Source organism: Streptomyces sp. NBC_01317, assembly GCF_035961655.1.
GTDB lineage: Bacteria > Actinomycetota > Actinomycetes > Streptomycetales > Streptomycetaceae > Streptomyces.
The window spans coordinates 1,795,252-1,819,635 of the sequence record NZ_CP108393.1 but is presented as its reverse complement, the minus strand read 5'-3'; the positions used below and the strand labels follow the sequence as shown (position 1 = coordinate 1,819,635).

At 65.6% G+C, this 24,384-nt stretch carries 16 protein-coding genes, 1 pseudogene and 1 CRISPR repeat array (1 of these 18 only partly in view); of the genes and pseudogenes, 13 read left to right on the top strand and 4 right to left on the bottom strand.

From position 1 onward, the window contains the following. Nucleotides 1–801: a CRISPR direct-repeat array (repeat unit 28 nt; unit sequence GGACAACCCCCGCAGGCGCGGGGCCGAC); it reaches 8,572 nt to the left of the window's first position. A gap of 181 nt (nt 802–982) precedes the next feature. The 8 genes from cas3 to cas2e all read left to right on the top strand — a co-directional run bounded on the left by cas3 (nt 983) and on the right by cas2e (nt 10,953). Beyond that, on the top strand, nt 983–3,970 hold the full coding sequence (cas3, locus tag OG349_RS07665; protein ID WP_327233883.1) for a CRISPR-associated helicase Cas3': 2,988 nt from the start codon (nt 983–985) through the stop codon (nt 3,968–3,970). A 220-nt stretch (nt 3,971–4,190) separates the two neighbouring features. Continuing rightward, entirely contained in the window at nt 4,191–5,912 is a 1,722-nt protein-coding gene (casA, locus tag OG349_RS07660) for a type I-E CRISPR-associated protein Cse1/CasA (RefSeq protein ID WP_327233882.1), read from the top strand. A gap of 78 nt (nt 5,913–5,990) precedes the next feature. Continuing rightward, entirely contained in the window at nt 5,991–6,575 is a 585-nt protein-coding gene (casB, locus tag OG349_RS07655) for a type I-E CRISPR-associated protein Cse2/CasB (protein WP_327233881.1), read from the top strand. 155 nt (nt 6,576–6,730) lie between these two features. Continuing rightward, nucleotides 6,731–7,882 carry a type I-E CRISPR-associated protein Cas7/Cse4/CasC gene (gene cas7e, locus OG349_RS07650; RefSeq protein WP_327233880.1) on the top strand — a complete coding sequence of 384 codons (1,152 nt, stop codon included), beginning with the start codon at nt 6,731–6,733 and terminating at the stop codon, nt 7,880–7,882. Further along, nucleotides 7,879–8,730, top strand: a complete 852-nt coding sequence (cas5e, locus tag OG349_RS07645; protein ID WP_327233879.1) for a type I-E CRISPR-associated protein Cas5/CasD — start codon at nt 7,879–7,881, stop codon at nt 8,728–8,730. Before cas7e ends, cas5e begins: the two co-directional genes overlap by 4 nt. Before the next feature lie 5 nt (nt 8,731–8,735). Continuing rightward, entirely contained in the window at nt 8,736–9,563 is an 828-nt protein-coding gene (gene cas6e, locus OG349_RS07640) for a type I-E CRISPR-associated protein Cas6/Cse3/CasE (RefSeq protein WP_327238489.1), read from the top strand. Nucleotides 9,564–9,565: 2 nt separating this feature from the next. Then, nucleotides 9,566–10,678 (top strand): type I-E CRISPR-associated endonuclease Cas1e, encoded by a 1,113-nt coding sequence (cas1e, locus tag OG349_RS07635; protein ID WP_327233878.1) that lies wholly within the window; start codon nt 9,566–9,568, stop codon nt 10,676–10,678. Next, entirely contained in the window at nt 10,675–10,953 is a 279-nt protein-coding gene (gene cas2e / locus OG349_RS07630; protein WP_401866154.1) for a type I-E CRISPR-associated endoribonuclease Cas2e, read from the top strand. The genes cas1e and cas2e overlap by 4 nt, the downstream gene beginning before the upstream one ends. An 808-nt stretch (nt 10,954–11,761) precedes the next feature. Here cas2e and OG349_RS07625 read toward each other — a convergent pair. Further along, nucleotides 11,762–12,019: a hypothetical protein gene (locus OG349_RS07625; protein WP_327233877.1), complete on the bottom strand. Its 258-nt coding sequence runs from the start codon at nt 12,017–12,019 to the stop codon at nt 11,762–11,764. Nucleotides 12,020–13,013: 994 nt separating this feature from the next. Then, the gene (locus tag OG349_RS07620) at nt 13,014–13,661 is read right to left on the bottom strand and encodes an SIMPL domain-containing protein (RefSeq protein ID WP_327233876.1); all 648 of its coding nucleotides are present in this window, start codon (nt 13,659–13,661) and stop codon (nt 13,014–13,016) included. 148 nt (nt 13,662–13,809) lie between these two features. Here OG349_RS07620 and OG349_RS34800 point away from each other — a divergent pair. Continuing rightward, nucleotides 13,810–14,070: pseudogene (locus OG349_RS34800) on the top strand (Tn3 family transposase); the annotation flags it as partial. A 54-nt stretch (nt 14,071–14,124) separates the two neighbouring features. Here OG349_RS34800 and OG349_RS07615 read toward each other — a convergent pair. Continuing rightward, nucleotides 14,125–15,048, bottom strand: a complete 924-nt coding sequence (locus OG349_RS07615) for a DUF5655 domain-containing protein (RefSeq protein WP_327233875.1) — start codon at nt 15,046–15,048, stop codon at nt 14,125–14,127. Nucleotides 15,049–16,339: 1,291 nt separating this feature from the next. Here OG349_RS07615 and OG349_RS07610 point away from each other — a divergent pair. From OG349_RS07610 to OG349_RS07600, 3 genes are all read left to right on the top strand, one after another. Beyond that, the gene (locus tag OG349_RS07610; protein ID WP_327233874.1) at nt 16,340–18,346 is read left to right on the top strand and encodes an AAA family ATPase; all 2,007 of its coding nucleotides are present in this window, start codon (nt 16,340–16,342) and stop codon (nt 18,344–18,346) included. After that, entirely contained in the window at nt 18,331–19,971 is a 1,641-nt protein-coding gene (locus tag OG349_RS07605; protein WP_327233873.1) for a UvrD-helicase domain-containing protein, read from the top strand. The genes OG349_RS07610 and OG349_RS07605 overlap by 16 nt, the downstream gene beginning before the upstream one ends. Before the next feature lie 431 nt (nt 19,972–20,402). After that, nucleotides 20,403–20,885, top strand: coding sequence for a hypothetical protein (locus OG349_RS07600; RefSeq protein ID WP_327233872.1), 483 nt, complete (start codon nt 20,403–20,405; stop codon nt 20,883–20,885). A gap of 219 nt (nt 20,886–21,104) precedes the next feature. On the opposite strand, the gene OG349_RS07595 is transcribed toward OG349_RS07600, so the two are convergent. Further along, nucleotides 21,105–21,964 (bottom strand): IS5 family transposase gene (locus OG349_RS07595; RefSeq protein ID WP_442806216.1). Its coding sequence is split into 2 segments (ribosomal slippage): nt 21,105–21,613 and nt 21,613–21,964, totalling 861 coding nucleotides; the frame shifts between segments, so codons are not numbered across the junction. Here OG349_RS07595 and OG349_RS07590 point away from each other — a divergent pair. After that, nucleotides 21,942–24,107, top strand: coding sequence for a hypothetical protein (locus tag OG349_RS07590; protein WP_327233871.1), 2,166 nt, complete (start codon nt 21,942–21,944; stop codon nt 24,105–24,107). The two genes, OG349_RS07595 and OG349_RS07590, sit on opposite strands and share 23 nt — an antisense overlap. Nucleotides 24,108–24,384: the final 277 nt, after the last annotated feature.

The window sequence follows — 24,384 nt, the reverse complement described above, 5'->3', positions numbered from 1 at the left end:
GGCCGACGCATCGCGCACCTTGGTGTTCTCGTCGGCGAGCGGACAACCCCCGCAGGCGCGGGGCCGACGATGGTGTTGGCGTTCACGCGCTACCGCCCAGCGGACAACCCCCGCAGGCGCGGGGCCGACCCATCCGTCTTCCCCCACACCTCGGTACGCGCCGGACAACCCCCGCAGGCGCGGGGCCGACCCACGGACATCAGCACCCCGGCCGCTGCCCCCGGGACAACCCCCGCAGGCGCGGGGCCGACCCCGCCACAGAGCTTGACGCGGCTATGGAGCGGGGACAACCCCCGCAGGCGCGGGGCCGACTCTCGCGTTCACCGGGGGCGCGGTCCAGGCGTCGGACAACCCCCGCAGGCGCGGGGCCGACGCCGTCCGACCTCCGCCGGCGGACCGGCCTCGGGGACAACCCCCGCAGGCGCGGGGCCGACAATACCGGGGTCACCACGATGTCGTACCTCGCGAGGACAACCCCCGCAGGCGCGGGGCCGACTCGACCCCACCTGGCCGAGCGGGCCGGCCCGGCGGACAACCCCCGCAGGCGCGGGGCCGACACCGGGATCCACAAGCTGACCACGCTGTACGACGGACAACCCCCGCAGGCGCGGGGCCGACACCGAGTAGCCGAAGGGCCGCTCGGCCTCAGGTGGACAACCCCCGCAGGCGCGGGGCCGACGTGTCCATCGTCTGAGTGCCGGTGAGCAGGGTTGGACAACCCCCGCAGGCGCGGGGCCGACGTACGACACAACGGCCATCGTGTCAAGCTGCGCGGACAACCCCCGCAGGCGCGGGGCCGACACTTTCTGACCTGCGATCTTATCCGGTGATTGCCACGTTTTCGTTCAGTTGCGATCTGGCTTCGGGCCGCTTAGACACTCTGTTGGCGAAGGGGCTGGAAGGAGTCATGAGGGGCAATCTTGGGTCGTTGTCAGTGGTGTCGTCTAGTCTCCGAAGCCAGCTTACAAAGGTGGAGGACGGCGTGACCGACAGCGATTTACGAGCCGGTGGAAGGTGCGACAGCCCCGATGTTCTCGGAGTGCTGTGGGGGAAGTCCGAGGAGAAGGCCGGCGGCAGGATGAATCTCCTGTTGTCGCACCTTCTGGACACGGCGGCTGTGGCGGAGCGTCTCTGGGACGGTTTCGTTTCGCCGTCCACTCGGCGGATGTTGGACGCGGTCGCCGGGGGCGCGGGCAGGGGGCGTTTCCTGTTCATGTGGTTATGTGGCATTCATGACTGTGGGAAGGCTACGCCCGCTTTCCAGTCCATGTGGCCAAAGGGTGCGCTGGCTGTGCGTGCGGCCGGGTTGGGCTGGCACGAAGGCACGGTTTCGAAGAATAAGTGGCGGCACGATCGCGCGGGGGCGTATGTGTTGCGTGCCGTGCTTCCGCAGGCCGGTTGGTGCGATGAGCATGTGGAGTGGGTGTGGCCGCTGGTTGCTGGGCACCACGGTGCGTTCCCCGGTCATGGCGCTACGGAACCGCCCCGCAAGGGGCGAGGAGAGTTGGCCGGCCGACCTCCTTGGGCCGAGGCGCAGTGGTCCTTGGTGGAGCGCTTCACCACGGAGCTTGGCTTCGATGACCTGACTGACGTCGAGCCCTCCAGGGTCCCCTCGCGTGCCGCGCAGCTGCATCTGAGCGGTTTGATCGTGATGGCGGACTGGATCGCGAGCGACGAGCGGCATTTCCCGGGCGTTGACAAGCTGTCGGATGTGAGTTTCGGCGGAGCGAGGAAGCGGGCCGGACGAGCCTGGGAGGAGCTCGGGTTGCGAGGCGGTTGGGGGCGGTTGGACGAGCCCGGTCCGGAGTCGTTCCGCGACCGGTTCGGGCATGAGCCCCGCCCTTCCCAGACACTGGTCATGGAGGCTACCCGTCGCATGGAAGCGCCTGGCCTTCTGGTGGTTGAGGCACCCATGGGGGAGGGCAAGACCAAGGCTGCGCTGATGGCGGCCGAGATCCTGGCCGCGAGGTTCGGCGCGGACGGTGTGTTCGTGGGCATGCCGACGCAGGCCACCAGCGACCCGATGTTCGGGCAGATCCGGAACTGGGTCGGGGCCATCGATGAAGAACTCGCCTCGCAGGTCGCGCTGCTCCACGGCAAACGGATGTTCAACAAGGAGTGGCGCTGTTTGTTGGAAGGTGGTGCGGACGGGGTGGGAGCCACGTTCGGAGGGATCGACGAGTACGGCGAGTGTGAGGACGACGACCTTTACGGAGACGGGGTCTTCGCTCTGCGTGGAAGCCCTGCTGAGCAGGTGTCACGTGGGCCTGCCGAGTGGTTCCTCGGGGCCAAGCGTGGCTTGCTGTGCCCGTTCGTGGTGGGAACGATCGATCAATTACTGTTCGCCGCAGCACGGACCAAGCACGTGATGCTGCGGATGGCCGGCCTGGCAGGCAAGGTCGTGGTGCTGGACGAGGTACACGCCGCAGATGTGTACATGTCTCAGTTCCTCGTGGAGGGATTGCGCTGGCTCGGCCAGGCCCAGGTGCCGGTGGTTCTGCTGTCCGCGACCCTGCCGCCACAGCAGCGTCAGGAGCTTGTCGACGCCTACCTGGCCGGCGCCGCCTCTCGCGAGGAGTTCACCGCGGAGGAGCTTCCCGAGCCGCGTGGCTACCCGTCGGTGACAGCTGCGTGGATGGCCGCCGACAGTGCGGGGCCGCGGTTCGATGTCACGGCCTGTTCCAGTTGGCGTGAGGACCTGAACGTGACCCTTGAACTCATGCCGGAGACCATTCCCGGCCCGATCGCCACCCACGAGGCGCGGGACGGCGCGCAGGCAATGGCCGACGCGTCGGTCTGCGCGTATCTCGGTGTCGCACTCGCCGACGGGGGATGTGCACTGGTCATCCGTAACACCGTGCACCGTGCCCAGACGCTCTACAGCACCCTGCGCAAGGAGTTCGGTGACGACGTGGTGCTGCTGCACGGCCGGATCGCGGTGGGGGCACGGGCAGACCGCACCGAGCGCTGCCTTCGTCTTCTCGGCGCTCCACAGCCCGACGGGACCAGCTCACGGCCCTCCCGGTTGATCGTGGTCGCGACGCAACTGGCTGAGCAGTCCTTCGACGTCGACGCGGACCTTCTTGTCACGGACTTCGCCCCGATCGACCTTCTGCTCCAGCGGATTGGACGCCTTCACCGCCATGACGGCGTTTTCCGCCCCGTGCGGCTCAAAGAGCCGCACGTGGTGATCACTGGCTTCGGCAAGCAGGCCGTACCAGATGGCATCGACGCGGACTTCACTACGGATCCGGCGCCAGGCCGAGACCGCGCGCCGCAGTTCCTCAGCGCGTCCGAGTTCATTTACGGCCGGCACCTTCTTGTTCGTAGCGCAGCGGCGGTGTTCAAAGATGTGGTGGGCAAGGAAGGCTGGAGTGTCCCCGGACAGGTGCCGGAGCTTGTCGCGGCGGTATACGGAGCGGCCGATGCCATAGTTCCGATGTCCTGGCGAGAAGACGCTCAGAGGGCCCGTCTGGAGTGGGAGGCGAAGCAGCGCGAGCGGGCTGAAAAGGCTGCCGGCTATCTCCTGACGCGACGTGGCGACAAAGAGGGCGTCACGCTCGCGGGCCTGCACTATGCATCCGTCCCAGGTGGAGGGGGAGACACCGACCTTGATGCCGTCGTACGCGACGGTGAGGCCAGTACGGAAGTCATCCTCGTGACCCACGATGGCCATACATACCGGACCTTGACAGGCAGAAGCCTGAGTGCCAACGGCGATGTCGCTGACGCGCTGCTGGATGAGGTGCTCGGCGGGACGGTGAGACTCCCGGTCGGGGTTTCCGCCGAAGCCGTCCAGAAGCTGTCGCCCCTGCCCGGCTGGCTGGGGCATACGAGGCTGGGGCACAACCTGGCTCTCATCCTCGACTCGCAGCGCAGCACGGAACTCGCGGAGCGGGGGGTGCACTACGACGATGAGTTGGGGTTGGTCGTGCAGAGCAGGGCCGCCGACGCACGCACCTGGACCTGAAAGGGGTGGCGAGGACCGGCTCCTCACCACCCTGAAGTCCCGGGTCAAGCGGGGCCCATCCGCCGGGCAGACGGAAAAGGGGAGCACCCCCCCGCCGGCGGAACTCGGTAGAGGTGCGGGGGCAGTCATTCATCTTCTCATTCGCACGCCCTGGGCGGGGGGAGTGTGCCACGCTTGTTCTTCGTTGGTGCAGTACGTAAAAGCTTGTGGGGAAACCGAGTTGTTCAATTTGCAGGACGAGCCGTGGATGCCCGTACGTCCGGCGGCCGGGGCACAAAGAGACAGTCCGCCGGATGGCGGGGCGAACGCGGTCGGCCTACGCCGGCTGATTCTGGACGCGCAGGAATTCCAGGATCTCGTGGTCGATCTGCCGACACAGAAGCCGGCGATCTTCCGTCAACTCCTACTCCCCGTCGTCGTGGACGCCCTAGGCTGCCCGCGCAACAGCACCGCGTGGACAGAAATGTTCAAGGCGGGGCGCTTTTCGCCCGAGCAGCGGAAGATTCTGACCGCTTATCTGGACGACCATCACCAGCTCTTCGATCTGTTCGATCCCGTCGCACCATTCGCGCAGGTTGCCGGGCTTCGTACGGCGAAAGACGAGACGAAGGGATCTGCCCTCCTGGTGGCAACGGCGGCCACAGGTAACAATGTGCCGCTGTTCTCGTCCCGCACCGAGGGCGATCCACTGGAGCTGACTCCCGCGCAGGCCGCTCGCTGGCTGTTGCACACACACTGCTGGGACACCGCGGCCATCAAGACCGGGGTGGTCGGCGACCCGCGCGTGAAGTCCGGCAAGACGACCGGCAACCCGGTGGGCCCTCTAGGGCAACTCGGCGTCACCTTGCTCCGAGGGCGCACCGTTTACGAGACATTGCTGCTGAACATTCCCTTCGGACAGGCATCCTTGTCGGACGACCGCCCGCAGTGGCGCCGCCGGGAGACGCAGGGCGACATCGGAGTAACCCTCTCGTGTGCCACGTCTGCCTGGCAGTCCCGGGCCGCTCGCGGCCTGCTGGACCTATGGACCTGGCAGTCGCGCCGTATCCGGCTGATCGCCGAGGAGACGCCATCAGGGCTACGTGTCAGTCGGGTTGTCGTGGCCGCCGGCGATCGGCTGACCACCACTCCGCATGACACCGAGCCGCACACAGCGTGGGTCACCGAGCGCCTCACCCCTCGCGGTAGGAAGAACGCCAAGAGCACAGGGACTTCTTCGGTGCACCCGCGCAGGCATCGACCCGGACGTGCGGCATGGCGTGGACTAGAGGCGTTCCTGGCTGTCGGCAGCCGTACGGAAGAACTCCACGCGACGACGAAGCGCTCCGGCTTCCAATCCAGCCAGCTGCTTCGTCAGCTCGCCGAGGTCTGGAAAGGGATGCCACCGGCGTATCCGCTACAAGTCGAGCTGACAGGTATCGCCTACGGCAACCAGTCAGCGGTGATCGAGGACATTTTCTTCGACGAGATGCCGCTGCCGCTCACGGCGCTGGACCCTGACGGAATCGTCTACGGCACTCTTCTGGAGGCCACCGACCAGGCCGAGAAGCTCGCCACAGCTGTCAACCACCTTTCCGGCGACCTGCGAAGAGCAGGGGGTAGCGAGCCGATCCCCTGGGACAAGGGACAACGCCCCGGCGACACGCTGCTGCACGCTCTCGACCCCATGGTCCGCCGGCTTCTGACAGGCCTCCGGAAAGTCGGCGAGGACTTCGACCTCTCGGAACGTGGCCTTGAAGCATGGGAGCAGAAAGCCGGGAAGGAAACGTGGAAGGTGGCGGAGCACATTTTCTCCACCGCTGCCCCAGGACTTTTCACTGGGCGGACCGTGACCAAAGACGGCAAGGAAACCGTGTACCGCCTCAGCACGGCCGAGGCCGACTTCCGGGAACGCCTGGACGCGATTCTTACCCGCCGAGCCGCAGCACGCAAGGACCGTTGAACCACCCCGTCCGGAAGCTGACAGGACTCCGCAACATCATCACCCACGTTCGAGCGTCTTTCCGTTGAAAGGACCGCTGTGTCCACCCTCCCACTACCCGCCCCTGCGCCGACGCGCCCTCGGTACTGGAACCGGCACGTCGACAGTCACGGCAACTGGCGCATCGACCATGCCAGCGGCGCCAAGATGCACACCCCCGGAGAGGAACTGAGCGACCTGCGGGCCGGCCTGGGACAAACGGCGTTCACCGTGTCCCAACTCTGGCCTTACTACACCACTCCGACTGACGGCCGGGTCACGCCCGAACTCGAAGCAGAACATGCCGCCCTCGCCCTCTACGGCCTCCACCAACAGAGCCAGAACCGCCCCATGCATAGACGTGGCGTCAGCGCGGGAGCAGCACTTCGCGCCCTGCGCCGCAGCGGTCGATACAGCGAGGCAGCTCTGGACGGGCACGTCGCCGCCACCGTGCAAACCACCACTGTGGCCGCACTGGTCTACCGATTGCGAGGACTCATCACCCAACTGCGCTCCGTGGAGCAGCCACTCGACTACGACCAACTACTCACGGATATCCAGCGCTGGGATTCTCCTGTCGTCCGAAACCGGGTGAGGCGTGAATGGGGTCTCGCTTACCAGGTTGTTGAACGCGGAAACCGGTGACGAAGCAGCGACTCGGACTCCTGTCTCCCATGCCATCCGATAGTTCCCGCTTTCCTGACAAAAAAGGCTGCCCAATCCGCAGCCACGTTGCCACAGCGCGTCAGCAGAAACCGCCGAAGCGCCCAGACGCCAACTGATCGACCGGAGGGACCACTATGACACCGCCCAAAGCCCGTACCTACATCGATATTCACATCCTGCAGACGGTACCGCCGGCCAACCTCAACCGGGACGATCAAGGCAATCCCAAAGACGCATACTTCGGTGGAGTGCGCCGCTCGCGGGTTTCCTCACAAGCATGGAAGCGCTCCACCCGTACTCACTTCGCCGAGCGAATCCCGAAGCAGGACCTCGCCACTCGCACCCGCCGCATCAGCACCGCGCTAACGGAACGGATCGTCGAAGGCACAGATCTGGAGACCGAAGCCGCAGCCCGCCTGGCCGCCGCCCTCCTGGCACAGCTGAAAATCAGCGCGGGCAAGAAAGAAGGCGACACCGCGTACCTCTTCTTCTACGGCCGGCGTCAGCTCGACGCCGTCGCCGCGTTGGTACGGGACCGTGCGGTGCAGCTCTCCGAACTGGAGGACACCGAACTCGCCGACGAGATCACAAAGATCCCCGTACGGGAGCAGTTCAACGCCGGTCACCCCATGGACGTCGCACTGTTCGGGCGCATGGTGGCAGACATTCCTGCACTCAACGTCGACGCGGCAACACAGGTCGCCCATGCACTGTCAACCCATGCGGTCGAGTTGGAATTCGACTACTTCACCGCGGTCGACGACGAGCAGAAAGAGGAAGAGACCGGAGCCGGCATGATCGGAAATATCGGCTTCAACTCCGCCACCCTCTATCGCTACGCCACCGTCGGGCTGCACCAACTCCTGCACAACCTCACGGACGAGGAAGCAGCTGTCACCGCCGTCGAGGAATTCGTGACATCCTTCGCGCGCTCCATGCCCACCGGTTACGCCAACTCCTTCGCCCACCGCACCCTTCCCAGCATGGTTGTCGTCGTTGTGCGAACCGACCAGCCCGTCAATCTTGTCTCCGCCTTCGAGGAGCCGGTCGCGGCGTCCTCGGGCATTGCCGCAGCATCCGCCCGAAACCTGGCACGTGAACACGCCAAAGCGGTCCGCGCCTGGGGTGACACACCAGAATTCACCGGTTTGTGTCATACCTTCGCCGACTCCAGCGATACGGCCGAACTGCTCACGAGCACCTTCGGTGAGACCCGCGCTTTCCCGCAACTGCTCAGCGACCTGCGCGTACACCTCGTCGACACCCTCAAGCAGGCAGCCCGATGACATCCTTCCAGCCCGAGTCCCCCTCCGACGGCGAGGCCGTCCTGCTGCTGCGTCTCGCGGGGCCAATTCAGGCATGGGGTACGCGCAGCGCCTTCAACCGCCGTGAGACGGGTGCCGAACCCACCAAATCCGGGGTGATCGGGCTCCTGGCCGCTGCGGCCGGACTCGCCCGTGAGGACCCCCTCGACGAACTTCTCCCCCTCAGGCTGGGGATCCGTGTCGACCAGCCCGGAACCTTGCTGCGGGACTACCACACCGTCAGCGACTACCGTGGCCGCCCACTACCTCAGGCCGGGGTAACGGCCAAAGGCATCCAGAAGCCGACCTCGCCGGTCAAACTGACCCACATCACGACACGCTACTACCTACAGGACGCGATCTTCCTCGCCGCCGTCGCCGGCCCGTACGGCCTACTGAACACCCTCGACCAGGCCGTCAGGGCACCCGCCTTCCCGCTCGCACTGGGCCGCCGTTCCTGTCCGCCGACCCAGCCCGTCTCTCTCGGGCTGCGCGAGGCCACCCTCGAAGACGCGCTGCGTGAGGAGCGCTGGCAGGTGTCACGGCAGTCCGGCGAGCAGTTCGCCGCCCAGCTCGGGCGCGACCGGCAGCTCGACCGCCCGCTCTACCCAGCCCGCATCGACCGCTCGGCGACCCTCGAAGACCCAGATGGCGACGACGTCCTCCACGACGCCCCGGTCTCCTTCGACCCGCATCTGCGGACCTTCACCAGCCGACGCGTACGGCACACCTGGCTGAGTATCCCTACCTCCTTCCCGAATCCGGACGACACCACCAACGGCTCGGACGACGAAGCCGGCCACGACCCCTTCGCCCTCCTGGGCTGGTGAGCACCTTGACCTACCTCTCCCGCATCCGCATCAACCCGCTCCGCGCCGAAAGCAGGAAACTGCTGTCCAACCCACGCGCCATGCACGGCGCCGTCATGGGCGCCATCCCCGGCGACCAGACCAAAGAGCGCACTCTGTGGCGACTGGACGCGGACAATCCGCACCGGCCACATCTGTTCGCCCTCACCCAGTCCAAGCCCGACTGGACCCACGTCATCGAGCATGCCGGCTGGCCCAACGCCGACGGCGACCACGCAGCAGTCCGCGATTACGCCCCACTCCTCGGCCAGATCGCGACGGGCCGGGAGTTCGCTTTCCGCCTGACCGCCAGCCCGGTGCAGAACACCAACTCGCCTCGGACACCCACCCCCACCCAGACCGCCCACCTGGAGGCCAACGCGGATCGCAAGCTCGTACGCGGCTTCCGCCTCGGCCACCGCACGGCCGCCGCCCAACTCGACTGGTTCCTCACCCGCACCGAGCGCTGGGGCTTCGCGGTCCCGGTCTCCCGTACCGACCCCGCCGCTCCCGGACTTGAACAAAGTAAAAGCCCCGCTACTCATCTGGACGCCCCGGACACGTCTGAGGCGGCGAACGACGGGCGGGAAGCCAACGCGCCTCGCGAAGTGCGCATCACGGGCCGCCACCGCCACTCCTTCCAGAAGAACGGCAAGGGTCCCCACGTCACCTTCCACAGCGCGACCTTCGAGGGACGTCTCTGCGTGACCGACCCCGAGGCGTTCACCGCCCGTCTCCTTGAGGGAATCGGCCCATCCAAGGCGTACGGATGCGGGCTGCTCACGCTTGCCCCCATCCCCGGACGGGAGGACTAGTCGTGGCTGACGTCTGGTGGAAAGCCGACCCACACGACCTGCACCGGATCGTCGACCGGGTATCCAGCGTCTACGTGGAACGAAGCCACCTCGACCGCGACGAGAACGCCGTGGTCGTCATCAACAAACGCGAAACCGTCCGTATCCCCGCGGCCATGATCGCCGTCATGCTGCTCGGGCCGGGCACCCGCGTCACCCACGGCGCGATCCGCCTCCTTGCCGACTCAGGCACTGCTGTCTGCTGGGTCGGCGAACAAGGCGTACGGATGTACGCGGCAGGCCTGGGCCCCAGCCGCGGCGCCGGCCTGCTCCACCGGCAAGCATGGCTCGTGACCCGTCCCAAGGAACGTCTCGGCGTCGCCCGCACCATGTACGGCATGCGATTCCCCGGCGAAGACGTCTCGCGAGCCACCATGCAGCAGCTTCGAGGCCGCGAAGGCGCACGTTTCCGCAAGCTCTACAAAGAACACTCCCGTCGCACCGGCGTCCCCTGGGACGGACGGGTCTACAAGGCAGGCGACGCCTTTGCCGCCGGTGACGACCTCAACCGCCTGCTCTCCGCCGCCAACGCCGCCCTCTACGGCATCTGCCACGCCGTCATCGTCGGACTCGGCGCAAGCCCCGGACTCGGCTTCGTCCACACAGGCTCCGCCATCTCATTCGTCCTGGACATCGCCGACCTCTACAAAACGGAATACACCATCCCGCTCGCGTTCGACCTGGCCGCAAATGGCCTCACGGACGAACGTGACGCCCGCGTCGGCCTACGCGACCAGATCGCAGAACGAAAGCTGCTCAGCCGCATCGTGACCGACATCAAGAGCTTGTTGAACCCGCCCGGCACCGATTTCGACACGCCGGAAACCAGCGAGCTCTGGGACGAGCGGCTCGGCACGGTCTCCGCCGGAGTCAACTGGGCAGCAGATGCCTCGGAAGGACCAGGCAGCGACATCCTTGAAGCCGAATCAACACCCGACGAGACAGCGCAGCGCTCGGACTCAGCGAGCCTGATTGCCGCTGACATGGGTGATCACCACATTGCGATCATCGGACCGGACCTTGAAGGCCCGCCCTCTCCGGAAGAGCCCAAGAACAAGCCGGAGCAGCCTAAGTGACCGTCATCGTCCTCATCGCGGCCCCCGAAGGCCTCCGCGGGCACCTCACCCGCTGGATGGTAGAAGTCAACGCAGGCGTATTCGTAGGCAATCCCAACCGCCGCGTCCGCGACCGACTCTGGGAGCTCCTCGCCACTCGCATCGGCGACGGTCAAGCAGTCCTCGTCGAACCCGCCTCCAACGAACAAGGGTGGGCGATTCGAACGGCGGGCCGAGACCGATGGCGCCCGACCGATTTCGACGGACTCATTCTCTCGGCGCGCAACCGCCGCTAATCATCCCCCGTTGTCAGGTAACTCGTACTGCCAGGCGCAGGCACTTCGGTTGCCATATCGTTGAAAAACCCATGCCGGACGAAAGTCCACGGCCCCGCACAGCTGCTCTTTGCGGGGATGATTCTGCTCCGATCGTCACCTGCACCTCCAGGTGCGCGATGTGGCCCCGCCTCCGCGGGGATGTTTGTCGCTTTCGGAAGGCCGCTCAATCCCGCCTGGGACCGGGCGGCTTTTCTCATGGGTTCAAGGGCGATTGCCAGTTCGAGAAGAGTGAACCGCACCGGGGAAACGATTGGAGCGTTTGCAAGAAGAGCGCCTCATCGTGAGGTGCGGTGAGGGGTGAGGATAGTGAAATACGATTTTCCGGATGAGGGCCCTCCGGGCCGGCCGAGTCTCGATGTCTGGCACCTTGTGATTGGCCTACTTGGCCTGCTTGTTGCGGTCGTTGCCTGCGTGGCCGAGATCTCGCGATAGCGATCCGGTGAGGTAGGGAGGGGACAGGTCGCCTCGACAGGTCCTGCTCCGACCGCCTGCACTCGGTAGCAATCAAGCCTGCCACTGGTATGCCGACCTGCGGCTCGATCCTGGCTTGCGAGGAGTGCCCCCGACGCCACGGGATCTCCGACGACTTTCCGGAGGACAGTGTTGTGGGGCCAAGGGAACTCGTGCGGCGGGCTTGGCGAGTCAGACGTCGTCTCCGGGTCGTTGACTGGCCTGTTTCTTCGCGTTGGTCAGGTGATGAGCGTGACTGGCCCACGGCAAGGCCGCCCCGTGCCTGATCGGCGCGGGGCGGCCTTCTGCGGTTCGGTCATACCTGGGCGAGGCGGTTCGAGAGGTCGAGGGCGGCGCACAGGCCGAGTACCTCGTGGAGGGTCGGGCGGATCAGGCGCGGCCAGTCGTTCGGGACGGCAGACCAGGTGGCGAGATGTACCTCGGTGGTGGCGAGGCCCAGGTGGGCGGTGACGTCCCAGCCGGCGGGTGAGGCGGGCTCCCAGTGAAGGCGGATGCGGCAGTGAGTATCCGGGCGCTTCCCGGACGCGACACCTTCATGACACAGACCCAGCACGGCGGGGCTCGGTTCGTACGGGCGAAACGCCGACTCCCACCCGGATGGGCGCGCAGCCCAGACACGGCGCCCGAACAGGCTCAGTCGAGCCGCACGGCGGGATCCGCCAGGGCCATGATGATCCACCGCAGGGACCCGTCCATCCTGCGCCCACAGTAGGACACCCGCAGGGAGCACGGCATGCTCGCCGCCGCCCGCCGCCCGCCGCCCGCCGCCCGCCGCCCGCCGCCCGCCGCCCGCCGCCCGCTGCCCCCTGCTCATCGCACGCGCCCATCGTTGCGCGCGCGATCGTGCCGGGCGGGCCCACGCCCCGCGAGATCGGTCTCCCCGACGCCACCAAGCTGCTGCCGATCGTGGGAACGACCGACGGAGCCACAGCTTCAACGGCGGACCGTGCCTGCGGTGGGGCCTGCACCTCATGTCAGTGATTCAGACTCGGCGCGCCCACCAGGAGAGATCCTTCGAGGCCGAGGGGTTCGGCAGGGTGCGAGCCCGAAAGTCCTCGTCCAGCGGCTCGATCAGACGTTCAAGAGCGCGGGCAGCCGGGGCTGAGAGCATGGCGAGGACTTCGTCCAGCAGTCCGCGGCTGCTGCGGCCACAGCACGCGCAGGGATGGAAGTGACGTTGGGCAGGGTCGCGGGAGGAGTTTGTCCATCCAGACAGGGCTTCCGCCACGGCTCCAGGCCACAGACCGGCGGCCGCCCAGTTCGCGGCTGTCGGTATCTCGATCTGAGCGATCTCCTGCTGCACGGTAGCTGGGAGGCCGGGAACGTAAGGCACGGACCTCCAGTGAGGTCGATGGCTGACGAGTAGCCGCAGGTTATGGGGCCGCTTGTGCGGCATGTGCTTCTTTTTTCGCAGGTCAAGCAGAGTGATTGCAGGTCAGGCTGGCAACCGGGCCGGCTTCGGGGCCAGCCTTCCTTCCCCTCCGCAAACAGGAGGCATGGTGGCCCGGCCGCGCTCGTGGCCGGGCACCGGGCCACTGTGCGTGTTGTCAGCCGCTGATGATCGAGAACCCGATCACCACGCCCGCGGTGACACTGATCTTGCCGGGGGCGAGGTCGCCCTCGCCCCCGGCCCCGCCGGCTTGGCGGTGCCCGCGGTAGGAGTTCTGCAACTGATCGGAGTCCACGTCCTTGATGTGGATGACGGGGCCAAGCCGGACATCGGCAGCATCCGCATACAGGGCCGCCTTCTCACGGGCAGCGGCTACCGCGGCCGCGCGCGCCTGGGCGCGAAGTTCCTGCTTGGTACTCACATCGAACTCGACACCGTCGACCTGGTTCGCCCCGGCCTCGACAACGTCCACGAGCACGGTCTCCAGGATGTCCAGCTCCCGCAACTCGATCACGAACGAGGCCGTGCACTCGTAGCCGAGGAACGTGCGCTCATTGCCGAAATTCCATGAGGACTTCAGGTCTAGGCGCGACGTGGACACGGCAGTGTCGGGGACTCCGTGGCCGCGCAGCACCTCCCGGATCTGGTTGACGCTGCCTCGCGTGACCTCGAACGACTCACCCGGCTTCTGCCTCGTCTGCTTGATGGCGACGCGAAGTCGGGCTACATCCGGCGTGGCATCCACGCTCGCCGTGCCGAACACGGATATACCCCAAGGGGTGCCTATGGACTGAGTACCGTTCATGCCGCCCATCCAACCAGGTCAGCCGATCCGCGAGGTGCGGATTTCAGGGCCGCCCGGCATCGCCTCGCTGATCGACCGCACTACCACCCATCAGCCTGAAGTGTGAACTCGCCCCAGCACGCCGGGTTGACAAAACAGATTCCACGCAATGCTGCGGATGGTCGACCCGGTCGACGACACCTACCGCCGGCAGATGAACCGGCAGCTCACTGGGCAGGAGTCCCGCCACAAGCCGGCCCGGGACGTGTGCCACGGCAAGCGCGGCACCATCCACCAGCCGTACCGTGACGGGAACCGGCAGGGCCCGGAGACACACAAACTATCGCCGACCACGGCCGAAGCGCGGTGGACACGCGGTGGTCGGCGGCATCTGGCCGAGCACGGCACAGCTCGAAGACGTGCTCCTTGAGGTGTGAGACGCCGCGGCCCCGCAGCAGGCCACCGACCGTCCCGGCTTCGTAGCTCAGGCTGCCTCGAATGCGCGGCGGATCAGCGGTCCCGCCTTATCCAGGTCAGCCGCCGACGAGAGCCGTACCTCCAGGTCACCCGTCCCGAGGTGGCCGATACCGCGCATGTCGCGCGTGAATCCCTCCTCCAGCTCGACCGTGTCCGGGTCGAGAGTGAGATACACCAGGATCACCCCGTACGACGGACGGAAGAGCACCGAAGCGCGGTTCACCATCCGCCGGTACGCGATGTAGTGGGCAAGCTGAGCCACCTCTACCTCGCCCCACGCGGTCAACGCCTCGTCCAACTCTCCGTACAGATCCCGCAGACCCTCGGGAGCACCGTCCGGCACAGCCCGAGACCTCTCACCGACGAGGCCCGCCGACTGCCCCACCCGGCTGCGCCGACGTGCCGGCCCCGGGCTGGGAGACGCGGGTGAGGACTCGATCAGCAGCAGGCTCAACAGGCCCCCGTCGAAGACCCGGTAGCGCACCAGGTCGATCCGTCTGCGGTTCTCGTACACCGCCACCCGGTCATGGCGCGAGAAGTCGCCCGCGATGCACACCGCCCGCGCATTCCGCCAGTCGATCTCCTCGACCGCCTCGGAACCCAGCCGCTCCTTGACCAGCGCCTCGAACTCGTGACGTGCTGTGCACAGCCAGGACAGGTACGAAGCGGCCTGGGGCAGGACCCCACTGTCCGCCGTCTTCTTGTACTCCACGACCACCGGAGCGCCATTCTCGTCCAAGCCCAGGGTGTCGATCCGACCCCGGTGCCACGGCCCCGTCGGGTACTCCGACGCCAGGAAACGGATGCCGAGCATCATCTCCATGTTGCCTTCGACCCGGCGCTGCAGCTCCGCCTCCAGCGCCACCGTTGAACCCCGAAGCTCGACATTCCGACCGTTGGCATCCTGTCGGAACATCATCAAGTCGGCCATCAGCGTCCCCCCTCCACGATCAGTACAAGGGAAGCAATCGAAACCGGTGGAGGGGTATTCCAGGCCGGAGAGGAGCTGCCTGTCCTGGGATGGTGCACCACACTCGCCCAGCATGACGCACGGTGACGAGAGCTCTGGCGGTGCAGCAGCGACAAGTTCGGGGGCGTCAGCGTCCAGCCGCCCGGGGAAGACGAGTACTGGCGCCGTGCCTTCAGTCGAGGTCAGGGAATGAAGGAGGAGTCCTTGGTCTCAACCGGCGTCGCCAGAACCGGCGGCGGAGCGGTCAGTCAGCGGGCGCGAGCCTGCGGGCGGTGGCCGCCTCCCATCAACGCGGCACCTACCGGCTACGGTTGGAACACCTTTGGTCGCGTTTCCGCAGGGAGTGGAACCGATCACTGAAGGCACTGTGGAAGACGCACAACCCGTGCTGTAGTTCTTCTTGTCGCCTCCGGTGGCCAGCCGGTGGCCGGATGCCTTTGGACGACGTAACACGAGGCCGCACAGGCGATCAAGCCGCACGTGCTCTGATCAGGCAGAACAGCACCAGTCAGCACGACGAGGCAGCACGCAACATGATGGCTCACGGTCTCGTAATGCGTAGGTCTCGGGTTCGAATCCCGAAGGCGGCTCCAAGGTGAACCCCAAGTCAGGCCTCTGACCTGGTGTTTCTTGTTTTGGTTGACCTTGAATTCCGGGTGAATCGGGCATGTGTGACCTACGCATCGCAATGCGTAGGTCACAGGTTTACTCGCAGTCGCCGATGGGTGGTCGCAAGGCTGTGAACTGCTGTTTTGATCGGCCGTGCTGCGGAATTCATCTGGTGCGAGATGCCTCCGGTGGACAGCCGGTGGCCAGCTGTGCGTGATGAAACGTCAGAATTCTTGCGGGGCGTCCGAGTCCTGGGGCAAGTTGGGTTGTCCGTGACCTGGGCTTGGCGATCTCGGGCTTGTGCCGTTCTGGCAGCTGCCCGTGCCATACCCTCCCGCAGTGAAGTGCGCCGCCGGCCGCTGCGTCGTACGAGTCCGCCCGCCCCCTTGATCTCTATGGCTCTCCCTCGTCTGTTACGGCGGGCGGCCCATCGTCTGGGCGCTCAGGCATGGCTCCGCCGCCGCAGTTGCACCGGCCTCCGCCCGCCGGCTTCAGTCTGGGTGAAGCACCTGAGTAATCGAACGAATGATCCACTTTTAGCGAAGTGCGGATCTGGGCCCGTGGTGTAGCTGATACTGCATCAAATCGGTGTGCCTGTTGGGCCGGTGCGGCAGGCTAGGGGTGGAATACCTCGGGAGAGCCAGTGCAGCTGACCTGTGCCAAAGTGACGAACTTCCGCGTGTTGCAGGACGTAGAGGTGAAGATCGACAAGAAGGCCACGCTCGTAGTGGGCCGGAACAACAGCGGCAAGACGTCCTTCGCCAACCTCTTCGACAAGTTCTTCGGCAGCGACGACACCAAGTTCGTCCTGGAGGACCTGTCCGTCAGCAGGATCAAGGGGATCAAGTCGGCCGTGGAGGCTTACCGCACGGCCCGGGCGGTGCCGGAGGACAGCAGCGAGACCCGCGAAGAGCAGTTGAAGGCAGCGGAAGAACTCATCCCAGCCATCAGTCTGCAGGTCGTCATCGCCTACACCGTAGAGGACGACCTCGCTTTGCTGTCCGGGATCATCCTGGACCTGGGCGAGGACTGCTTGGAGGCCCGGCTCGAGGCAGTCCTAAGTGTGAAGCGGCCGCGTGACCTCCTCGAGCAGGCGGACGCTGCCCTGGCCCGGCAAGGACCGGCCTTCGACTGGGGCAAGTTCCTCCGCAAGAACTTTTCCACGTTCTACGCCCCATCCTACTGGGCGGTCTCTGCCCTGGACCCGAACGTCCGCCGGGAGATCACGCCCGCTGCGGCGCGCAGGGTGCTGTCGGTAAAGTCCATCCACGCCCAGCCCCGTATCGACGACGTCCCTGCGGACCGGGCCCGCACGCTGTCCAAGACCTTCGAGACCTTCTACAAAGCGAACAGCGCCGACGAGGAACGCAATCAGAACATCGAGGGCATCGAGCAGGCGCTGGCCGTCGCTTCGAAGAGTATCGACACCAACTACGACCTGTTGTTCCGACCCATCCTCGACGAACTGCGCACCTTCGGCGTGGGTACTATCGCTCCGCTGCAAACGCCGGAGATCATCTCGCTGATCGAGTCTGGGGATATTCTCCGCGGCAGCACCCGCATCCAGTACGCCTCGCCTGGGAGCGACCATCCGCTGCCTGAGGGCCACAACGGCCTCGGCTACAGCAAGCTCATCAGCACCGTGGTCCAGGTCATCGGCTTTTACCACGCCTACCTGCGCTTGAAGCCCCGGCCGGCCCTGCAGCTGCTCTTCATTGAGGAACCCGAAGCCCACCTGCACCCCCAGATGCAGGAAGTCTTCATCAGCAACATTAACCGCCTCTTGGAGAGAGAAGAGTGGGCCGTCCAGGCGGTCCTGACCACCCATTCCTCGCACATTGTCGCGAGTAGCGGTTTTGGTGCCGTGCGCTATTTCGACTCCAACGGCCCCACCCTTAAGGTCAAGGACCTCTCCGACTTCGAGCACGCCACCAAGCAGCAGACCAACGGGAAGACGACCCTTCAGTTCCTCGCCCAGTACATGCATACGCACCGCTGCGACATGTTCTTCGCCGACCGCATCATTTTGATCGAGGGGACCGCTGAACGGCTCCTCCTCCGCGCCATGATCAGCAAGTGTGCGCCGGAATTGGCAAACCAGTACATCTCGATCATTGAGGTCGGCGATGCATACGCCGCCCGGTTCAAGACTCTCCTGGAGTTCCTCGGCGTCCCGGCTCTGGTAATCACCGACCTCGACTCGGTAGACCCCGCCACCAAAAAACGTTGCGCGCCCGACACTGGCGGCGCCCTCACCTCCAATGCCACCCTCAAGGATTGGATGCCGAAGCTCAGTGAGGTCAAGGCGCTTCTGCAGGCTCCGGCAGGGGCGAAAGTCTGCGGGAACGTACGCGTCGCCTACGAGGTGCCGGAAGCGGACGGGGGGCCGTGCGGACGCAGCTTCGAGGACGCCATGATCATTGCCAACGCCGACATGTTCGCCCGCAACCTGGGCACCCTGGCCCTGAAGAACGCCTTCACCAGCGAGGTTGGCATCATGCCGAGCCCCGAGGCCATCGCTGCCGCCGCCTTCTCCATCGCCGAGCGACTGAGCCGCAAGAAAACCGACTTCGCGTTCGACATGGTCATCACGGAGGGCTGGACGGTCCCTCGCTATATCCGGGAAGGCCTGCAGTGGCTGATGAGGTAGAAGTCCGCGAAGGTATCCGCGCCGCTCTCGACGCCCGGAGCAACTTCCTTGTGGAAGCCGGGGCCGGCGCCGGCAAGACCACGGCCCTGGTGGAAGCCCTTCTCTACTTGCTCGACACCCGGCGGTCCGCCCTGGAACAGGCCGGTAAGCAGATCGCCTGCATCACCTACACCAACGTGGCCAAGAACCAGATCAAGCAGCGCATCGCTGACGACCCCCTGGTGTACGTCGGCACGATCCACGAGTTCCTGTGGAGTCTGATCCAAGATCATCAGCGCGAACTGCTGGACGCCCTCATCGAGTACAACCAAGGCTTGCCGCGCCCCCAGGACATGGCAGAACTCGCTTCCGGCCTCCGGATCGAGTACCACGATCGGGGTCGGCGCTTCGCCGACGGGAAAATCTCCCACGACGAGGTCCTCGCGCTCGCATCCGCGCTGATCGGCTCTCACTCCAAACTTGCGAGGATCATCGCCCACCGCTACCCGGTGGTCTTCGTCGACGAGTACCAGGACACCTTCCCCGCCACCGTCACCCTCCTCTTGGACCACATCGCCACGGCGACCGGACCCGCCTGCACCGTCGGCTTCTTCGGCGACTCCATGCAGAAGATCTACAACACCGGCGTCGGCGCCCTGGAGCGGGACGACCTGATCACGCTCACCATGCATGGCAACCACCGCTGCGCGAAGCCGATCGTTGACGTCCTGAATAAGATCCGACCAGACTTGATTCAGCAACCGGACACGGACAAAACTGCAGGTGAGGTCCGTCTGATCCTCAAGCTGCCCGGTGCTGAGGACGAGAACCCGGTCCAGCGGGCCCGGGCAGTGCTCGACACCTGCGGCTGGCCGGCGACGGGGGTCAAGTACCTGAGCCTCACGCACCGCAGCATCGCAGCCGCTCATGGCTACCCCAACCTCCTCCAGCTTTACAGCAAACGAGGGAGCCACGGGAGGGACGACCTTCTGGAGGGAACTGAGCCTTACGCCCAGTTCATGAAGAGCATCGAGGAGCTGTGCGCCGCCTACGAAGTCCAGGAGTACGCCCACCTCACCTCCCTGCTCGGCACAGGGCCCCTCACCATCCGCAAGCACTCGGACAAAGCCAGGATCAACGGCATACTCCAGGAGATCACCGCCGTCCGGGCCACGGGCACCGTTGGCGACGTCCTCGACGCCGTTACCCGCGCCAAGCTGATCACTCCGCCGGGCAGGGTCAAATCCATCGAACGCACCATCGGCGCGGAGGACCTCGACGAACGTGCCCAAAGAGACGCCGACTTCGCGGCTGGCCTGCGCGCCATCAAATACCAGGAGGTCGTCCGTCTCACCCAGTACCGCAACGAGCTCACCCCCTTCTCCACCCAGCACGGCGTCAAGGGCGACGAGTTCGAGAACGTCGTGGTCATGATCGACGACAGCGCATGGAACCAGTTCAACGTTGACCGCATGCTCACCGGAGACGACCACCGCAAGGAACGGGCCACTCGCTCCCGCAACCTCTTCTACGTCTGCTGTTCCCGGGCCATCAGGCGCCTCGCCGTCGTCTTCGTGACTCCGCTTAGCCCTCGTAGTGAAGCAGTGGCACGCGAATGGTTCAGCGGCGCCGCCGTTCACGACTAGGGACAGGCCCCTGAGCCTTTCGGTGCTCTCGTCATCCCTGGATCCCAGGGTGCGCGGCCTGTCATGGAGCCGGACGACGAGCGGCAAACGGTATCAGTACGGCATAAAATGCGCGTAACATTAATGGTCATGGATCTCGTGGCACGCGTACGCCGGGCATTGGGTGAACAGGCTATCCACTAAACGGAGTTCGAACGCTGTGCCTGTGCACTCCTGCAATCGCAGTACCCGGGTCTAGGGCCTGTCTCTTTGATGAGTCGATCGGCTGGCCAGCGCCCCCTGTGACGCGCGGTACTTCGAATATGAGATATGCAGCCCATATGATTTTCGCTTTGCTGGCACGGGTTGACCTCTATCGGATTCGCTCATAGCTGCACGGTTGCTGCGCTAGTCTTGCTCTGCGCCCGAAGATCATTGGTGCACAGCGGGCCATGCTCTATTTCAACGGACTTGAATCGGTGAGAAGTATGGAAGATGGACTCCCTGGCGGGGAATACGTGATCAGGCTCGGGGAGCAGACCCTCCGTATCGATAATGAGCGCTACGTCGTGGACAATCTGATCCCCCCGATGGTGTTCACAGTGCTGAGGTCCGCGCCGCACCCGCCCCCGGTGGGAAACGCTGCCTATATTCTCGGGGTTGGGCCCCTCCTGGAGGACAGGGCGCTGGTGGAGCTTGTCGAGGAGAACCAGTCCGCGGTTCCGGTCATCGCAGGCGGCCTCGGTACCAACTTCATGATCGAGGGAGACTCCGAGCAGGGGTGGACGATCTACTGGTTCAGTTTCCTCGCGCAACCCGTCCTGCGGCGGCCAGTGGGCATTCAACTTCTTAGGGGCGGCTCAGGGCCTCAAGTGGTTGTACTCCCAGAAGGCGAGGCGCCGCAGCGGTGGCATTTCGAGCGGGTTGGGGAGTAGTCCGATCGTTCACTGCGAGAGGGCGGCAGGCCCTTTCTTTATTGCGGGCATCCTGTCCTGAATCGTGACGCGGATCAGAGCCGCCCCGGACTGTTTCACCGGTCTGGGGCGGCTCTGATCGATGATGAACTATTTGTTCCCGCCGGGACGGGTGCGTCGGCCTTAGGGCAGACTCACCGGAAATTCCATCCGGCAGGAAGCTCGGTCGCTGACGGCCGTTTATCGCCGGGCCCAGATGAGGATTGCGGCGAGGTGGAGTGCGGCCTGGTAGGCGATGGCGAGCTTGTCCGTTCGCATGGCCAGGCCGCGCCACTGCTTGAGCCGGGCGATGCATCGCTCGACCGAGTTGCGCTGCTTGTACGCCTCCGCGTCGAAGGACGGCGGTCGGCCGCCGGCACTGCCTCGCCGCAGACGGTGGCCGATCTGGTCGGACGGCTGGGGGATGACGGCGTGGATGCCGCGTTGGCGGAGGTGACTGCGGATCGCGCGGGACGAGTACGCGCGGTCCGCGAGGACGGCATCAGGCCGGGTCCTCGGTCTCCCGGGTCCGCTTCGCGGAACACGGATGGCGGCCATGACGGTCTCGAAAGCTGGGGCGTCGCCTGCCTGGCCTGCGGTGACGCGGAGGGCCAGGGGCCGTGCACGGCTGTCGCTGGCGAGGTGGACCTTTGTGCTCAGGCCGCCGCGGGAGCGTCCGAGTGCGTGGTCGTCGGGTTCGGCCGGGCCTGGAGCCCCCTTTTCCTGGCTCCGGCGGAATGCTGGTGAGCCCTGCACACGGTGGAGTCCACCGACACAGTCCAGCCGATGTCGTCTGCCCTCTCGGCTGCTGCCAACATCGCGCCAAGGATGCGTTCCCAGGTTCCGTCGACGGCCCACCTGATCAGCCGTTTATGGGCGGTCTGGAACGAGCCGAGCTCGTCGGGCAGGTCCCGCCAGGGTGAGCCTGTTCTGTACTTCCACGCGATGGCTTCCAAGGTGCGGCGGTGATCGGCCCATCGTCGACCGCGGACCGGATCGGCCGGCATCAGCGACTCGATCCGGTCCCACATCACATCAGTGATCACTAATCGGACGGCCACATCAGATCAACTGACCAACCATTCAAAGAGACACGCTCTAGCCGCGGTTGAAGACGGGCATGACTTCGGCCGCGACGCCGATATCTACTTTCCGTGGGGCTCCGAGGACGTGGACGCTCGTGGGCGTCTGCTGGTCACCACCGGTGATCCGGTGGCGAATCTGCGCACGGGCCTTCGCAGAATGCACGAAGAGGATGTGCAGGCCGACCTGATCGTGATGGCCTGTTCACAACCGGTTGACGCAACAAAGCGCGCGACCATGGATCGGCTGTGTACCGAACGCGACCTCCCAGCACCACACATCTACGCCCAGGACTGGTTTGTCACCAGCCTCGTCACCGAGCCGGTGTGGCGGTTCAGCCTCCTCGGTATCAGAGGAGAGCTCGGTGCTCTGCTTGATCGGCCGCTGGACCTGCCGAAGGACCTGGCTGACCGAACCGACCTCCTCGGACGGGAAGCTACTCTCGCCACGCTTACCGACGCTGTCGCCCATGGCCAGGACGTCGTGCCGGTGGGCGTGCCTGGTGTGGGTAAGACGCGGCTCACCACCGAATTGGAAGGCCAGGTCGCTTATCTTGAGCAGGCGCAAGCGGACCGCATTCTGGATGGGCTGCTGGAAACCCGGCCCGCTGCCGTTGTCGTGGACGACGCCCATATTCGCCTCAATGAGATGCGTGTGCTGCGGCGGGCGCGTCACGGGGCGAAGCATGCCTTCGCCATCGTCGCGACTACCTGGCCTGACAGGGCAGACGAGGTAACAGCGGCCCCTCCCAGAGGTCTCCGCATCGACGTTGATCTGTTGGAGCGATCCGACATGAACACACTGGTTACCTCGCTGGGCGTCACCGGTCACCGGGCCCGGATGGTGGTCCTCGACCAAGCGGCCGGACGGCCGGGTTGGGCCCTCACCTTGTGTGAGATGTTCGCCAAGGGCGAGGGCAGCCAGGTGGCCAGCGGCGCAGCGCACCTGGCGAACGTAGAACGACATCTCCGCCGTATCACCGAGTCCGAGTCGGCCGTCGATGCTCTGGCCTGTGTAGCGGCACTGGGAGGGGCTTCCGGCGAGACGCTGTACGCGCTCGCGCCTCTTGTCCGCGAGCCGCCAGCCAGCATGTCCGGCCTCATGGAGCGCCTCGCGCGCAATGGCCTCGTTGGGACTGTCAACGGTGTCTGGCACCTGCAACCTGCGCTGCGCGCACCGCTGATTGCCCGGTGGTTCTTCACACAGCCGGCAGGCAGGCCGTGGTCCACCCTCTGCGACGCCTTCCCAGACCGGGACCGTGACCTCGCCTCCGCTGTGATGTCCGCCGCCCGGGTCTCGGGCTCCTCTGACGCTCGGATGACCGCCCATACCTGGGTCCGAACGCTGCCCACGCCAACCGAGTGGGGCACCAGAACCTTCGCTGTAGTGTCCGAATACGCCCGGCTGGACCGGGGGGCCGCTCAGTTCGCTGTCGCCCAGGCCCGAACGGTCCTCGCCAGCCCACGCGAGGCCGAGCAGACGTACGGGATCACAGTCGATCCGCAGGGTGACGCCGCTGCTCGTCAACTTGCGCAGTCGGCTGCTCAGTATCTGCTGCCCGAGGCGGTGACGGGCCTGCTCGACCTCGCAGTGGGAGACAACCGTCCACACCACTCCACCCCTCAGCACCCGCTACGCGTGCTCAGCGATGTGGCCAACGCCATAGACCCGGACTTTGGAACCGCGTTCGAGATCCGAGGGCTCTTGCTGCGACCAGTGCTGGAGTGGCTGCGTACTCACCGCGCCCCGTCGCACTGGGCCGTGGCCACCGAGGTGCTGGCGAGTGTCTTCGCCGTTGAAACATCAGGGAACTGGCCTGACCCGGGTGATCTGAACACGCTCACCCTCGCCCAGGGTGTCGAAAGCGCCGAAAACCTGGCGCGACTCATCTCCTTGTGGGACCAGGTTGTGCCCGTTCTCGCAGATACCGAAGGACAGGATGACCTGAGCAGCGTCCCGGCTGCGGTGGTTCCACTGCTGGACCTGGCGGGCTCATGGGTGCGGCTCGGCGAAGGGTTCGTGCCGCGGCAAACCACCGACCTGGACGTGGGGGCAGCCGGATGGCCGAAGGAGCGTCGGTGCCTGTGGAGGTCCGGGACCGAACTAGCCGCAGCGGTGTAGTGCGCTTGATGCGCGTGCGCGGAGAGGACTGAGGTCCGTATTCAACGAACGCCAGTGGCGGCGTTGGCGCTGGCATTGCACGGCCCCTCTGGTGAGCACTCTCCGTAAAGGCCGACGGGCGGTCAGGTGGCACTGATGCACCGTTACCTATTCAAGATCATCTTACACATGCGTTGCACAAGGTGATGAAAAACAGCGGTGAACAATGGAAGGTCGAGAAAGGGTATAGCCGCAGTTCGTCAGGCGTTTAGGGGTGTCGTGCTCCTTGCTGCCAAGG